The 13,634-nt window shown below is 71.8% G+C and carries 11 protein-coding genes; 7 read left to right on the top strand and 4 right to left on the bottom strand.

All coding sequences use genetic code 11. From position 1 onward, the window contains the following. Positions 1-84 precede the first annotated feature (84 nt). The 4 genes from cimA to KQY30_RS18425 all read left to right on the top strand — a co-directional run bounded on the left by cimA (position 85) and on the right by KQY30_RS18425 (position 4,473). Positions 85-1,704 (top strand): citramalate synthase, encoded by a 1,620-nt coding sequence (gene cimA / locus KQY30_RS18410; protein ID WP_217307779.1) that lies wholly within the window; start codon positions 85-87, stop codon positions 1,702-1,704. Between the two features lie 16 nt (positions 1,705-1,720). Next, a complete protein-coding gene (locus tag KQY30_RS18415; protein ID WP_217307780.1) occupies positions 1,721-2,752 on the top strand; it encodes a ketoacyl-ACP synthase III family protein in 1,032 nt (343 codons plus the stop codon). Positions 2,753-2,891: 139 nt separating this feature from the next. After that, complete coding sequence (locus KQY30_RS18420) at positions 2,892-3,857, top strand: aromatase/cyclase (RefSeq protein WP_217311144.1); 966 nt, start codon at positions 2,892-2,894, stop codon at positions 3,855-3,857. Then, positions 3,844-4,473, top strand: coding sequence for a hypothetical protein (locus tag KQY30_RS18425; RefSeq protein ID WP_217307781.1), 630 nt, complete (start codon positions 3,844-3,846; stop codon positions 4,471-4,473). The genes KQY30_RS18420 and KQY30_RS18425 overlap by 14 nt, the downstream gene beginning before the upstream one ends. A 347-nt stretch (positions 4,474-4,820) precedes the next feature. On the opposite strand, the gene KQY30_RS18430 is transcribed toward KQY30_RS18425, so the two are convergent. The 4 genes from KQY30_RS18430 to KQY30_RS36530 form a co-directional block, all read right to left on the bottom strand. After that, entirely contained in the window at positions 4,821-5,435 is a 615-nt protein-coding gene (locus tag KQY30_RS18430; RefSeq protein ID WP_217311145.1) for a DNA-binding response regulator, read from the bottom strand. Between the two features lie 53 nt (positions 5,436-5,488). Next, positions 5,489-6,715 carry a sensor histidine kinase gene (locus KQY30_RS18435; RefSeq protein ID WP_217307782.1) on the bottom strand — a complete coding sequence of 409 codons (1,227 nt, stop codon included), beginning with the start codon at positions 6,713-6,715 and terminating at the stop codon, positions 5,489-5,491. Between the two features lie 104 nt (positions 6,716-6,819). After that, positions 6,820-9,084 carry a TOMM precursor leader peptide-binding protein gene (locus KQY30_RS18440; RefSeq protein WP_254407201.1) on the bottom strand — a complete coding sequence of 755 codons (2,265 nt, stop codon included), beginning with the start codon at positions 9,082-9,084 and terminating at the stop codon, positions 6,820-6,822. Then, complete coding sequence (locus KQY30_RS36530; RefSeq protein WP_254407202.1) at positions 9,081-9,440, bottom strand: hypothetical protein; 360 nt, start codon at positions 9,438-9,440, stop codon at positions 9,081-9,083. The genes KQY30_RS18440 and KQY30_RS36530 overlap by 4 nt, the downstream gene beginning before the upstream one ends. Positions 9,441-9,678: 238 nt before the next feature. Between KQY30_RS36530 and KQY30_RS18445 the strand changes: the two genes are divergently transcribed. The 3 genes from KQY30_RS18445 to KQY30_RS18455 all read left to right on the top strand — a co-directional run bounded on the left by KQY30_RS18445 (position 9,679) and on the right by KQY30_RS18455 (position 13,483). Beyond that, positions 9,679-10,473 carry an AfsR/SARP family transcriptional regulator gene (locus tag KQY30_RS18445; RefSeq protein ID WP_217311146.1) on the top strand — a complete coding sequence of 265 codons (795 nt, stop codon included), beginning with the start codon at positions 9,679-9,681 and terminating at the stop codon, positions 10,471-10,473. Between the two features lie 527 nt (positions 10,474-11,000). After that, positions 11,001-12,266 (top strand): beta-ketoacyl synthase, encoded by a 1,266-nt coding sequence (locus tag KQY30_RS18450; RefSeq protein WP_217307784.1) that lies wholly within the window; start codon positions 11,001-11,003, stop codon positions 12,264-12,266. Continuing rightward, positions 12,263-13,483, top strand: a complete 1,221-nt coding sequence (locus KQY30_RS18455) for a ketosynthase chain-length factor (RefSeq protein ID WP_217307785.1) — start codon at positions 12,263-12,265, stop codon at positions 13,481-13,483. The genes KQY30_RS18450 and KQY30_RS18455 overlap by 4 nt, the downstream gene beginning before the upstream one ends. Positions 13,484-13,634: the final 151 nt, after the last annotated feature.

Genomic DNA, 13,634 nt, shown 5'->3' on the forward strand with positions numbered 1-13,634 from the left:
CTCTCCAGCGCCTCTCAAGACGCGCTCATGCCACCCGCAGAACTCTCGGCACCACAGAGGGTGACAGCGGAAGAGAGCGGGACGATGAGCGAACGGGGTTTCCAGCTCTACGACACGACCCTGCGCGACGGAAGCCAGCAGGAAGGCATGGTGCTGACGGTCGACGACAAACTCGCCGTCGCCCGCCACCTGGACTCCCTCGGGGTCGGTTTCATCGAGGGCGGCTGGCCCGGAGCCATACCGAGGGACACCGAGTTCTTCCGGCGCGCCCGGACCGAACTCGACCTCAGGCACGCCGTGCTGACGGCTTTCGGCGCCACCCGCAGACCCGGTGCGCTGGTCTCGGCCGACCCGCAGGTGCGGGCGCTGACGGAGGCCGGTACGGCGGTGGTGACCCTGGTCGCCAAGAGCCACACCGGGCAGGTGACCCGGGCCCTGCGCACCACGCTCGCCGAGAATCTCGCGATGATCGGCAGCACCGTACGCCACCTCGTGCACGGCGGCCGCCGGGTGTTCGTCGACGCCGAGCACTATTTCGACGGCTTCCGTCTCAATCGCGCGTACGCCCTGGAAGTGGTGCTGACCGCGGCCGAGGCAGGTGCCGAGACGGTCGTACTGTGCGACACCAACGGCGGGTGCCTGCCCGACGAGATCGCGGCCGTCGTCGCCGACACCGTCGCCGCCACCGGAGCCGCGATCGGCATCCACTGCCACGACGACACCGGCTGCGCCGTCGCGAGCACCCTGGCCGCGGTCGACGCGGGCGCCACCCATGTGCAGGGGACCGCGCACGGTTACGGCGAACGGTGCGGCAATGCCGACCTGTTCACCGTCCTCGCGAACCTCGTTCTCAAACGGGGCCGTGACGTGATCGACCCCGCCCTGCTCGGCGGGCTCGCCGGGACCGGCCGCGCCATCACCGAGCTGACCGGCGTACCGCCCGACCCCGCCGCCCCCTACGTGGGCGCGGCCGCGTTCTCCCACAAGGCCGGTCTGCACGCCTCCGCGCTCCGGGTCGACCCCGGGCTGTACCAGCACATCGCGCCGGAACGGGTGGGCAACGGCATGCGCACCCTCGTCTCCGACATGGGCGGGCGCTCCTCCATCGAGCTGAAGGCCCGCGAACTGGGCTACACCGTCACCGCGGGTTCCGAGGAAGCGGCGCGCGCCGCGGCCCGGGTCAAGGACCTGGAGAGCCGCGGCTACAGCTTCGAGAGCGCCGACGCCTCGTTCGAGCTGCTGCTGCGCGAGGAACTGGCGGGCGCGCCGGCCGGGCCGCCGTTCGACGTCACCACCTGGCAGGTGTCCGTGGCCCGGGGACGCGACGGCGAGATGCGTACCGAAGCCGCCGTGGAACTGAGTGTCGACGGAACCGCCGTCACCGCGACCGGGCACGGCGACGGCCCCGTCGACGCCCTGGACCGGGCCCTGCACACGGCCCTCGACCCAGCCTTCCCGCAGCTCGCGAAGGCGGAGCTGACCGAACAGCGGGTACGGGTCCTCAGCGGCGGGACCGGCGGCGACGCCGCCCGGGTCCTGATCCGGTTCAGCGACGGCGCCCGCCACTGGAGCACCGTCGGAGTGGGCGAGAACACGGTCGCCGCCGGCTGGCGGGCCCTGGTCGACGCCGTCCACTACGCCCTGCTCGACGGCGCGCGGCCGGACCGCGCCGCCGTTCCCCTGGCAACGGCCCGCACGAGCTAGAACACCGGGAGTGGCTGTGCGTGTGGAAGACATCTGGATACGGGGCACGTCCGTACGGCTGCCCGCCCTGACACCGGTCGCCGACGCGGTCGCGTCCGGGGCCTGCCCGCCCCGGGTGGCCGCCGCGACCGGGCTGGAGTCCGTGGCGTACTCGCCCGGCGAGTCCGCGGCGGAGATGGCGGCCGGCGCCGCGCGGGCCGTTCTGGAGCGGGCCGGTTCCGGGCCCGAGGACATCGATCTGCTCCTGCACGCCGACACCTACCACCAGGGCCAGGACCTGTGGCCCGTCGCCTCGTACATCCAGCGGGAGGCGGTCGGCAACGGCTGCCCGGCGATCGAGATCCGGCAGATGTCCAACGGCGGTCTCGCCGCCATGGATCTCGCCACCGCCTATCTCACCGCGGGCCACGGCCGCGCCGACGCCCTGCTCACCACCGCCGACCGGTTCTGCGAGCCCGGCATCGACCGGTGGCGTACCGACCCCGGCACCCCCTACGCGGACGGGGCGACCGCCCTGGTGCTGTCCCGGCGCGGCGGCTTCGCCCGGCTCAGGTCCCTCGCCCTGTACGCCGATCCGGAGCTCGAACCGCTGCACCGGGGCGACGACCCCTTCACCCCCGCACCCTTCACCCACCGCATCCCCGTCGACTTCGAGGAGGCCAAGCGCGCCTTCATCGGGCGCGCGGGCATCTCGTACGCGATCACCCGGGCCCACAACGGCCAGCGGACCGCGGTCAAGGAAGCGCTGGCCGACGCCGGGATGGAGCTGGCGGACGCGCGCTGGGTGATCCTGCCGCACTTCGGACGCCGGCGGCTGGAGTCGATCTACTACAAGCCGTTCGACATCGATCCGGCCCGCACCACCTGGGAGTGGAGCCGCACCGTGGGTCACCTGGGCGCGGGCGACCAGTTCGCGAGCCTCGACCATCTCGTGGTGTCCGGCCGGGCCCGCCCCGGCGACCGGATCGTGCTCGTCAGCGTGGGGGCCGGTTATAGCTGGGGATGCGCCGTCGTGGAGATCACCGGGCGCCCCGGCTGGGCCGCCTGATCATGTTCCACCCGCGCTCAAGTGGCCTTCAGGCACGTCCGTGCAAGCTGGGTCAGCCGTTCACCCAGGTCCAGACCGGCCGGACAGGGCCCAGCCGCAATGAAAGGGAAGGTACGCCGTGGCGCACGTAACAGCGGACATGCCGGCGACCCATGCGACGGAGCACTCGATCACCGTCGCGGCGCCTCCGGCGGTCGTGTACGGCCTGATCGCGGATGTCGCCGGCTGGCCCGCGGTCTTCGGACCGACCGTCCATGTGGATGTCCTGGAGGAGGCGGACCCGGAGCGCGGCGGCGAGCAACTGCTCCGTATCTGGGCCACGGCCAACGGGCGGGTACGCGCCTGGACCTCGCGCCGCGTCCTCGACCCCGCCGCCCGCACCGTCCTCTTCCGGCAGACCGTGCCCGCCGCGCCCGTCGCCTCGATGGGCGGCGAGTGGCGTGTCGAGTCCACCGGGGACGGTACGAGCCGGGTGGTCCTGCTGCACGACTACCGCGCGGTCGACGACGACCCGGCCGCGGAGGAGCTGATCGCGCGCGCCGTCGACCGCAACAGCCACGCCGAGCTGGCCGCCCTGAAGGAAGCCGCGGAACAGGGGGAGCTGCGGGACGAGCTCCACTTCGTGTTCAGCGACTCCGAGACCGTCGCGGGCGACGCGGGCGACGTGTACGCGTTCCTGGACCGCGCCGACCTGTGGCCGCAGCGGCTGCCGCACGTGTCCCGGCTCGATCTCACCGAGGACGAACCCGGCGTCCAGCACATGGACATGGACACCCGGAGCCCCGACGGCTCGGTGCACAACACCACGTCGATACGGGTGTGCTTCGCGGACCGCGGGCTGATCGTCTACAAGCAGCTCAAGGTGCCGGTCGCGATGAGCGGTCACACCGGGCGCTGGGAGATCGAACCGCTCGGCGACGGCACCGTCCGGGTGACGTCCTGGCACACCGTCACACTCGACCCCGAAGGGGTGCGTACGGCCCTCGGCGCGGAGGCCACCCCGGCCGAAGCGCGTGCGCTGGTGCGCAAGGCCCTGGGCACCAACAGCTCTACCACTTTGCGCCATGCCAGGCGCTTCGCGGAGGAAGCGCGTGCGCGAGCGTGATCCCGACCAACCTGTGACCGTTGTGAACCGGTTCCAGGTCAAGGGTGACATCGCGGAATTCGAGGGGGAATTCCGCGATCACTTTCAGTTTCTGCGCAGACAGGAGGACTTCGACTTCTCGGTGACCGTAGGGCTCGTCGACGACCCCCGGGTGTATGTGCGTCTGGGGTACTGGCGGACCCTGCGGGGCTTTCTCGACGTCGTACGGCACGACTCCTTCGTGGAGCATGTCCGCCGGATCGGCCCGAAGGTGGTCACCGAGGCGGACCAGGCGGTCAGCGTACGGCGCGATCTGCGCGAGGCGGCCGCGGCCGGTTCGTCCAGTGTCGTCCTCCTCAACGCCGAGGCGTACGGCGACGGCGCCGAGCTGGAGAGGCGGTTCGCGGAGCTGAGCGCCCGGTGCGACGAGGCGGACGGCTTCGGTGGCAGCGAGCTGCTCCGCTCGGCGGTACGGCCCTTCGCCTATACCGGCCTGCTGTGGTGGCGCGACGCGGGCGACTGCGACCGCGCCGAGGCCACGGACGGCTACCGCGCGGCGCTGGACGCCCACCGGGAAGTCGCGTGGGTGACGACGGAACGAAGCCGCCATGTGTCGTTCGAGCGCGCTATCTGCTGAACGGGCCCGGAGTACCGGTGACACGCCCCGGGCGCCGGTGAAAGAGCGCACGGTCCACCGGATCGGCGGCGCGTTCGGCCCCACCACCGTCTTCGTGGTCCGGGCGAACGCGCGCGTGAACGCGTCGGCCCCGAGGCGGCGGGGCCGCTGACGGCCGGGGCCGCGGTGTGACGGCCGTACGGACCACGGACCACAGATCGGCGGACCACGGCTTACGGACTACGGACTCGCCGGACCACGGCTTACGGACTACGGACTCGCCGGACTGCGGCTTACGGACCACGGACTCGCCGGACCGCGGACTCGCGGCCCCCGACCGGGCCCCGCCCGTCCCCCCCGACGGCGGTTCAGGGAATCCAGCCGGCCTCCTCGGCGATCCGCACCGCGTCGATACGGTTGCGCGCGCCGAGCTTGCTGACGATCGCCGTGAGGTAGTTGCGTACGGTCCCCTTGGACAGATAGAGGAGTCCGGCTATCTCGGCGGTGTCGGCGCCCCGCGCGGCGAGCCGCAGGACCTCCAGCTCCCTGGGGGCGAGCGGATTGTCCGCCGAGTCCCAGGCGGCGAGGGCGAGATGAGGGTCGACGACCCGCTGGCCCGCCGCCACCGCCCGTACGGCCTGGGCGAGTTGGTCGGGCGGTGAGTCCTTCAGCAGAAAGCCGGCGACATGCGCGCTCAGCGCCCGGCGCAGGGTGCCGGGGCGGCCCAGATTGGTGAGGATGAGCGTGTGGCAGCCGGGCAGTTGCCCGTGCAGATCGGCGGCGGCCGTCAGCCCGTCGATGCCCGGGAGGTCGATGTCGATGATCGCCACATCGGGCCTGGTCTCCAGCGCGGTCTTCACGATCACATCGCCCCGGTCGACGGAGGCGACGACTTTCAGATCCGGTTCCAGTTCCAGCAGGGCGACCAGAGCTCCGCGGATCATATGCAGGTCTTCGGCAAGCAGAATCCTCACGGACAGCATCGTTCCCCCGTCGGTCGATGTCGTCATGAACGGCGGCAAGGCCGTTGGCACGGTCACATCAGGCGGCACGGTTCCGGCTGCGGCGCGCATTGGGTCCGGTCCGTGGTGTCAAGCGCGCTCGGCGGCTGAGCCGGTGTGCTGGCCTCGAGGTGGAAGAGGCCGTCCTCCCGCAGTCCGGCGGTGAGTTGGCCGCCGATCGCGGAGATTCGCTCACGAAGATTGCTCAGCCCACTGCCCGCAGGGACCCCCGGACCCCTGTCGTTCTGCTGCGCACCGTCATTCACCAGAACCAACAGGACCGATTCAGCATTGCTCGTCGCGCTAATCGTACAAGTCTGGACCTTGCTGTGGCGCAAGATGTTGGTGACACCTTCTCTGAGAGCTGTGGCCAGCACCGTCTCGGTGACCGGGTGCAGCCGGCCGCAGTCGATGTCCACCTCGGCGTGGATGTCGGCGGCGGCCAGGATCGACGCCGCCGACGCGGCCTCGTCCCGCAGTGACATCTCGCGGTAGCCGCTGGACACCAGGCGTACGTCCGCCAGCGCCTGGCGCGCGACCTGGAGCAGTTCGCGTGTCTCGCGCTGGGCCTGCTCGGGGCGTACGGGAATGAGCCGGTGGACCAGCTCCCCCTTGAGCGTGACGGCCGACAGGCTGTAGCCGAGCAGGTCGTGCAGATCCCTGGCGAACCGCAGCCGCTCCTGGCCGACCGCCATCCTGGCCAGTTCCTCGCGGGTGTCGTGCACTTCGTGGACGAGGTCGGTCAGCCTGCTCAGCCCGTAGATGACCAGTCCCGACAGCATGCCGGCGATGAAGAAGTAGCCCACCTCCACCCCCGGTACGCCGATGGCATAGGCGTAGACGGGGATGCTCGTCACCACGGCCCCGTACAGCGGCCAGGCGATCCGGCCCGGCAGGCTCAGCAGGACGGTCGCGGCCAGCGGGCCCTCCATGCTGCCCCAGGAGATGCCGAACCAGAACAGCGGCAGATAGGTGAGAACCACCTGTAAGCCGAGTGTGGACAGCTTGCGGACCATGCTCCAGGAACGCGCCCGGGGAGCGGACACGACGAACTGCACACCGAACACCAGGAGAACGAGACCGATGCAGATGACCAGCCGGGTGGTGCTGGAGCCGCCCGCTCTCAGGACGTTGAGGATGGTGACGCTGGCGTAGCAGCCGAGGGCGACTCCGGTGATGGTCCGGGCCAGCCGGGGGGCGGGCACTTCCGTCGCGTGTCGCGGCAGGCTCCTCGGGACACTCGCGCCCCGTTCTTCGCTCATCAGTGCATCCACCCGGGCCTTCGGAACGGTTGGCTATGGCCACTCCTCAACCGGACTGTGGCAGAACCGCATACTAATGGCCAACGGACCGTAAGGGGAACAGACTATACGAACAGGGGCAATGGGTTGATCTCGTCATATTTCATGGGATGACTGCGCCAGCCGAGGCTGACGGGTACGTCGAAGAGCCGCCCCGGCGCGTACCGGGCCCAGAAGTGCCGCAGCCCCGGGACAAGCACCTTCACCACGGGGAGTTCCAGGTCGGGCCGTGTCTGGTTGAGGACCATCAGCTCCATGCCATGGTGTCGTACCGCCGCCTCCGCTGCCACCACGTCCGCGCCCATGTCGGACCGCGATACGTAGCTGTAACGGCCGGGCCCGCGGGGCGACTCGGCCGGATCGGGCGTGAGATACGTCAATTGGTCCACCGTCGCCTCATGCCACCAGAGGTCCACCTCCGAGGCGAAGGAGGGCCGTTGAGGTGCGGAGGACCCGAAGTACCCCTCGGGCGGCAGCAGTTGACTCATTTCCGTTACGGCCCGGCGCAGCGCCAGCCTCGGGTCGAAGTGCGCCCCGAAACCGAACGAGATGCCCTGCGCGGGGCCGCTCGTACGGCGGGACACGGCGGCCATGACCGGGATGCCGAAGTCGGCGGTGAGGTCGAGCACCCACAGCTCGCGGCCCGCCCGCGCGTACGCCGTCCGGGCCCGGGCCAGCCACGGTTCGTCGAACGAGTCGAGGTCGACGGCCGGTCTGCGCAGCCGGTTGTACCACCACAGGGCCACCGCGTCGCGCTCCACCAGCTCCAGGAACCCGTGGACCACCGCGTCCTCGACGCTGCCGCCGGCCGCGTTGCCGTTGGAGTCGGCCCACGGCGCGCTCTCGGTGCCGTCCGGTGCCGGGCCGAAGTACAGCAAGGAGGTGGGCAGCAGGCGGTGCCGGCCCGCGGTCAGCGACCACACCGGGGTCCACTCCGTCGGGACGTCCGGCCGGAATCGCGGCGGCACGAGCTGCGTCCCCTGGCGCGACGCGTTCCACCCCTCGCGCTCCTGGAACTGTCTCTCCGCGTAGAGCTGACAGGCGTTGGGGTGCAGCGCCGTGTCACCGAGCCCGGTCAGGGAGTCCCGTACGACCGGCTCGTCCCCCTGCCGCGTGCCGCAGTAGCGCTCCACCGCCTCGCACAGCGCCCCGGCCTCGGCCTCCTCGGCCGTGATCCCCTTGCCTCCGCTGTAGTTGCGCAGTCCGTTGAGCGAGGTGCTGCGCAGCGCCAGATTCCGGCCGGACACATAGTGGTTGAGGCCTTCGGGCGTGCCCGGGGCCGGACGCACCTCCGCCACGACCCCGGAGACCGGATCGATCAGCCGGCCGTAACGGGCGAGTACGGCGCCGGGGGACAGGGCCCGGTGCGTACCGCCGTTCTCGCTCCCCGCGGGCCTGGACTCCGGTACGTACGGTTCGCGCACCAGCGCTCCGACGAGCCCGGGATCCCCGCAGGCCGGACACTGCGGTCTGCGGGCCACCGGGTGGTGACGGGCCGACAGCGTACGGGTGTCCAGCGCGCACACCGCCTCCTGGCCCGGGTAGCGCACCCCGGCCAGCCACTTCTGGGTTTCCAGTACGGCGGTGTGCACGCCCAGCAGCCGCCCGGCCGCCAGTGACGCCTCGGGCAGCGGCACCGGACCCGTCAGCCCCAGCGCGTGCCGGACCGGCGACTGCGACGAGCGGTGCCCGCGCAGCCGGTGCGCCAGACAGTGCCAGCAGGGCCCGTCGGCCGCGCCGAACACCGGCCCCACCCACACCGCCGTGCCACTGGTGCGGGCGGGCAGCCAGCGCAGGCCGGCCGCCCGGTGACGCGCGTCGACACCGGCCAGCGCGGGGTCGAGATAGTCGTCGCAGAACACCACCGTGAACACCGCCGGCCGGCCCGGTCCCGCGAGGGTCAGCCCGTCGGCCAGGCACTGCGACCGGACCGCCTCACCGTCCGTCCTGCCGAGCGCGACCACCTCCACCGGGGCCGAACCCAGCGCGGTCTGGACCCCGGGGCCGCCCACGCCGGCCAGCTCCCAGTACGCGTCCGCGGCCGTGTCGGACCCGGGACCGTGATACCCGACCAGATCGGCCCTGGCCAGTTCCGCGATCATCCGGCCCGCCTCGCCGGCGGGCAGCGCGGCGGGCACCTCCGCCAGCACCGCGGGCAGCGTACGGGTGCCGTCCAGGAGCGGCGCGAGCGCCTCGACCCGGGGGCCGCGCAGCACGGTGGTGCCGCGCTCCGACAGGAGATAGACGGCCTCGCCGGCCACCGTCTCCACCCTGAGATGCCGCTTGAACCCCACCGGCAGTCCGGTCGGGGCCGGTTCGGGCACCGTCACCGAGCGGGGGCCGAGTGATGGGTGAAGTTGGAGAAGCAGCCCCAGGTGACGGAGGAGCCCGCGCGGTCCAGGTCCTCCCTGGCGATCGCGTCGGGCCGCCCGGCCCGGCCTTCGGTGCGGTGGTCCGGGCGCTCGTCGGTGCGGCCGCCCGGGAAATGTACGGGCCAGGTGGCCGGGAGGCCGAACTCGGCGAGCACGGAGAGCGGGTGCTTCGAGTAGCGCTGCGCCAGTTCGGGCTCCAGTCCCGCCCGTGCGGTGAGCAGGGCGAAGCGCTGCTCCGCAGTGCTCGCGCCCGGCCCGGCGGTGTTGTTCCCGGCGGTGTTCTCGGTGATGTCCCTGACAGTCGATCCGTTCATTGATTCCCCCTGGAGACACTCGTACGTACTCGCGTCCGACGTCCGTGGTCTGGATTCTGCGGGGCGACTCTCCTGACGGCACAGTGCACACTTCATCAACGGGGTGTGACATTTTCACGCCCGCCCTCATGACCGGTTCACTGGGGCGGGAACGCGTCGGATGCGAGGCTCGACGGACGCGCTGGACCGACCAGCTCAAGCCGGATCGACGGAGAACGTGTGAAAGGTAGAGCGAATGATGGAGATCACGGTGCTCGGCCCCCTCACCGCCCGGGAACGCGGCATCTCGGTGGTGCCCACGGCGGCCAAGCCGCGTCAGATCCTCGCTCTCCTCGCCCTTCAGGCCGACCGGGTGGTGACCGTGCCGACGCTGATGGAGGAGATCTGGGGAGAGCGGATCCCCCGCAGCGCGGCCACCACGTTACAGACGTACATCCTCCAGTTGCGCCGCAAGATCGCCGCGACGCTCGGTGACGAACCGCTCCAGCAGGCCAAGGACGTCCTCGTCACCCGGCACGGCGGCTATATGCTCCAGGTCCAGCCGGGCCGGGTCGATGTCCAGGAGTTCGACAGGCTCACCGCCTCCGGACGCGCGGCGGACGCGGCGGGCAACCACAGCGCGGCCTCCGAACTCCTCGGCGAGGCGCTGCGCATCTGGCGTGGCCCCGCGCTGGTGGACGTCCCCGTCGGCAGCGTGCTCGAGCTGGAAGTCCTGCGGGCCGAGGAGAACAGGATGGCGGCGCTGGAGCGGCGCATCGGCGCCGATCTCCAGCTCGGCCGGCACACCGAGATCGTGCCTGAACTGCAGGTGCTGGCCGCCAAGCACCCCATGCACGAGAACTTCTGCGCGCAGTTGATGACGGCCCTGCACCGCTCGGGCAGCGCCTGGCGCGCGCTGGAGGCGTACCAGCGTCTGCGCACCACCCTGATCGGCGAGCTGGGGCTCGAACCGTCTCCCCGACTGCGGCGGCTGCACCACCGGATACTGACCGCCGACCCGGAGCTGGATCTCGAAGCGACCGCGATCGGCTGAGGCCGTCGGCCGGCACATACCTCGGTCGGCCGGAACAGCGGCCGGCCGATACCGCGGTCGGCCGGGACAGCGGTTGGTTGGGACAGCGGTCGGCTGGGATCCGTACGCGCACAGTCCGCCGCCCATGCGCAACAGAGGACCGGCCGGCGCCCGTGACACAGGGGCGCCGGCCGGTCCTCTTCGTGTGCGCGGCCGGTGCCGGTACGGGCCGCCCCGCCCGGCGCGGCGCCCGTCACCACAGGTCCACGCTCGCGCGAGTGGCGGTCAAGGGCACGGACGTTCCATGACGTGACCGGGAACGGCGGCTCGTCACGAGCAGCCGGCCGGCCGGTCACGTCGGCCGGGACGGGGAGGAACGACCCTGATCCGCCCCGGCCGCCGGACCCGTTCAGCAGCGGCACCGACGTCCAGCAGCGACACGGACGAGTTCAGCAGCGACACGGACGAAGGGATCGACAGTGACCCCCGCAGTTCCATCCGGCCGACGCGTATCACCGTGCCCGGCCCCGTCGAAGGTCAGGTAGGCCATGCGCAGAGTCGTCATCACGGGACTGGGAGCCGTGGCCCCCGGCGGGGTCGGGGTCAAGGAGTACTGGGACCTGCTCACGGCGGGCCGTACCGCCACCCGCACGATCACCTTCTACGACGCTTCGCCCTTCCGCTCCCGTGTCGCGGCCGAATGCGACTTCGACCCGGTCGCCGCGGGCCTGACACAGCAGGAGATCCGCCGGCTCGACCGGGCCGCCCAGTTCGCGGTCGTCTCCACCCGTGAGGCGATGGCCGACAGCGGACTCGACTTCGCCGCCCTCGACCCCGGCCGCACCGGCACCTCGCTGGGCAGCGCGGTCGGCTGCACCACCAGCCTGGAACGCGAGTACGCGGTCGTCAGCGACGGCGGCGCCAAGTGGAACGTCGACCACGAGTACGCCATCCCCGAGCTGTACCGGCACTTCGTGCCCAGCTCCATGGCGGCCGAGGTCGGCCGGGCCGCGGGCGCGGAAGGCCCGGCCGCCGTCGTCTCCACCGGCTGCACCTCCGGACTCGACTCGCTCGGCCACGCCGTGGACCTGATCCGCGAGGGCACCGCCGATGTCATGATCGCGGGCGCCACCGAAGCCCCGATCTCGCCCATCACCTCGGCCTGCTTCGACGCCATCCACGCCACCACCCCGCGCAACGACACCCCGGAGAGCGCCTGCCGGCCCTTCGACCGGACCCGTAACGGACTGGTCCTCGGCGAGGGCGCGGCCGTGCTCGTACTGGAGGAGTTGGAGAGCGCCCGACGCCGCGGGGCGCACATCTACGCGGAGATCGCGGGCTTCGCGTCCCGCTGCAACGCATACCACATGACCGGGCTCAAGCCCGAGGGCGTGGAGATGGCCGCGGCCATCGACGCCGCTCTCGACGAGGCCCGGCTCGCCCCCGACACCATCGGCTACATCAACGCCCATGGCTCGGGCACCAAGATGAACGACCGCCATGAGACGGGCGCCTTCAAGCGCAGCCTCGGCGACCACGCGTACCGCACGCCGATCAGCTCCATCAAGTCCATGGTCGGCCACTCGCTCGGCGCGATCGGCTCCCTGGAGATCGCGGCCTGTGCCCTGGCGATGGAGCACGGGGTGCTGCCGCCCACCGCCAATCTGCGTGATCCCGACCCCGAACTCGACCTCGACTACATCCCGTTGACCGCCCGTGAGAAGCGGGCCGACGTGGTCCTCAGCGTGGGCAGCGGTTTCGGGGGTTTCCAGAGCGCCATGGTCCTGGCCCGACCCGAGAGGAACACCGTATGAGCACGGCCGCCGTGGTGACCGGACTGGGTGTCACCGCGCCCAACGGTCTGGGGACCGAGGACTTCTGGAAGGCCACCCTGGCCGGTGAGTCCGGGATCGGCCCCGTCACCCGCTTCGACGCCACGCAGTACCCGTCGCGGATCGCCGGGGAGGTGCCGGGCTTTGTCGCCGAGGACCATATCTCCAGCCGGCTGATGCCCCAGACCGACCATATGACCAGGCTGGCGCTGACCGCCGCGGGCTGGGCGCTCCAGGACGCCGGGATCGACCCCGCCGAGCACGCCGAGTACGGCATCGGCGTGGTCACCTCCGCGTCCGGCGGCGCCGTCGAGTTCGGGCAGCGGGAGCTGGAGAACCTCTGGAGCAAGGGGAAGGAGTACGTCAGCGCGTACCAGTCCTTCGCCTGGTTCTACGCGGTCAACACCGGCCAGATCTCGATCCGGCACAAGCTGCGCGGCCCCAGCAACGTCCTGCTCACCGAGCAGGCGGGCGGCATCGACGCGCTCGGCCAGGCCCGCCGTTGCGTCCGCAAGGGCACGCCCGTCATGGTCTCCGGCGGCGTCGACGCGGCCATCTGCCCCTGGGGCTGGGTCCCGCAGATCGCCTCCGGTCTCATGAGCACCGTCAACGATCCCGAGCGCGCCTATCTGCCGTTCGCCGCGGACGCGAGCGGCTACGTACCGGGCGAGGGCGGTGCCATCCTCGTCGTGGAGGACGCGGCAGCGGCCCGTGGCCGGGGCGCCGCCCGGATCTACGGCGAGATCGCCGGATACGCGGCGACCCTCGACCCGGCCCCCGGCGGTGCCCGCCCGCCCGCGCTGGGCAGGGCGGTTGCGAACGCCGTCGCCGACGCCGGGCTGGTCCCGGCCGACATCGACGTCGTCTTCGCCGACGCGTCCGGGGTGCCCGCGCTGGACCGCGCCGAGGCAGCGGCACTGGCCGAGGTCTTCGGCCCGGGCGCCGTGCCGGTCACCGCGCCCAAGGCCGGTACGGGACGCCTGCTGGCGGGCGGCGCGGCCCTGGACACGGCGACGGCCCTGCTGTCGCTGCGCGACGGAGTCATCCCGCCCACCGCGCATGTCACCGCGGCCGACCCGGAGCACGGGATCGACCTGGTCACCGGCGACGCCCGGGAGGCGCCGCTGCGGAACGCGCTGGTCGTGGCACGCGGCCACGGCGGGTTCAACGCGGCACTGGTCGTACGGCGCGCGGCCTGACGGCGCGCGGCCTGACGGCGCGCGGCCTGACGGCGCGCGGCCTGACGGCGCGCGGCCGTAAGAGCCCGGCGTCCGTCGTCGGGCGGGGCGCCGGGGCGTTCGCCTTACCGGCCGGGCGTCCGTCGTACGGCACGGCTCGGCATCCGCGTCC

This window comes from Streptomyces sp. GMY02 (assembly GCF_019056675.1).
Taxonomy (GTDB): domain Bacteria; phylum Actinomycetota; class Actinomycetes; order Streptomycetales; family Streptomycetaceae; genus Streptomyces; species Streptomyces odonnellii.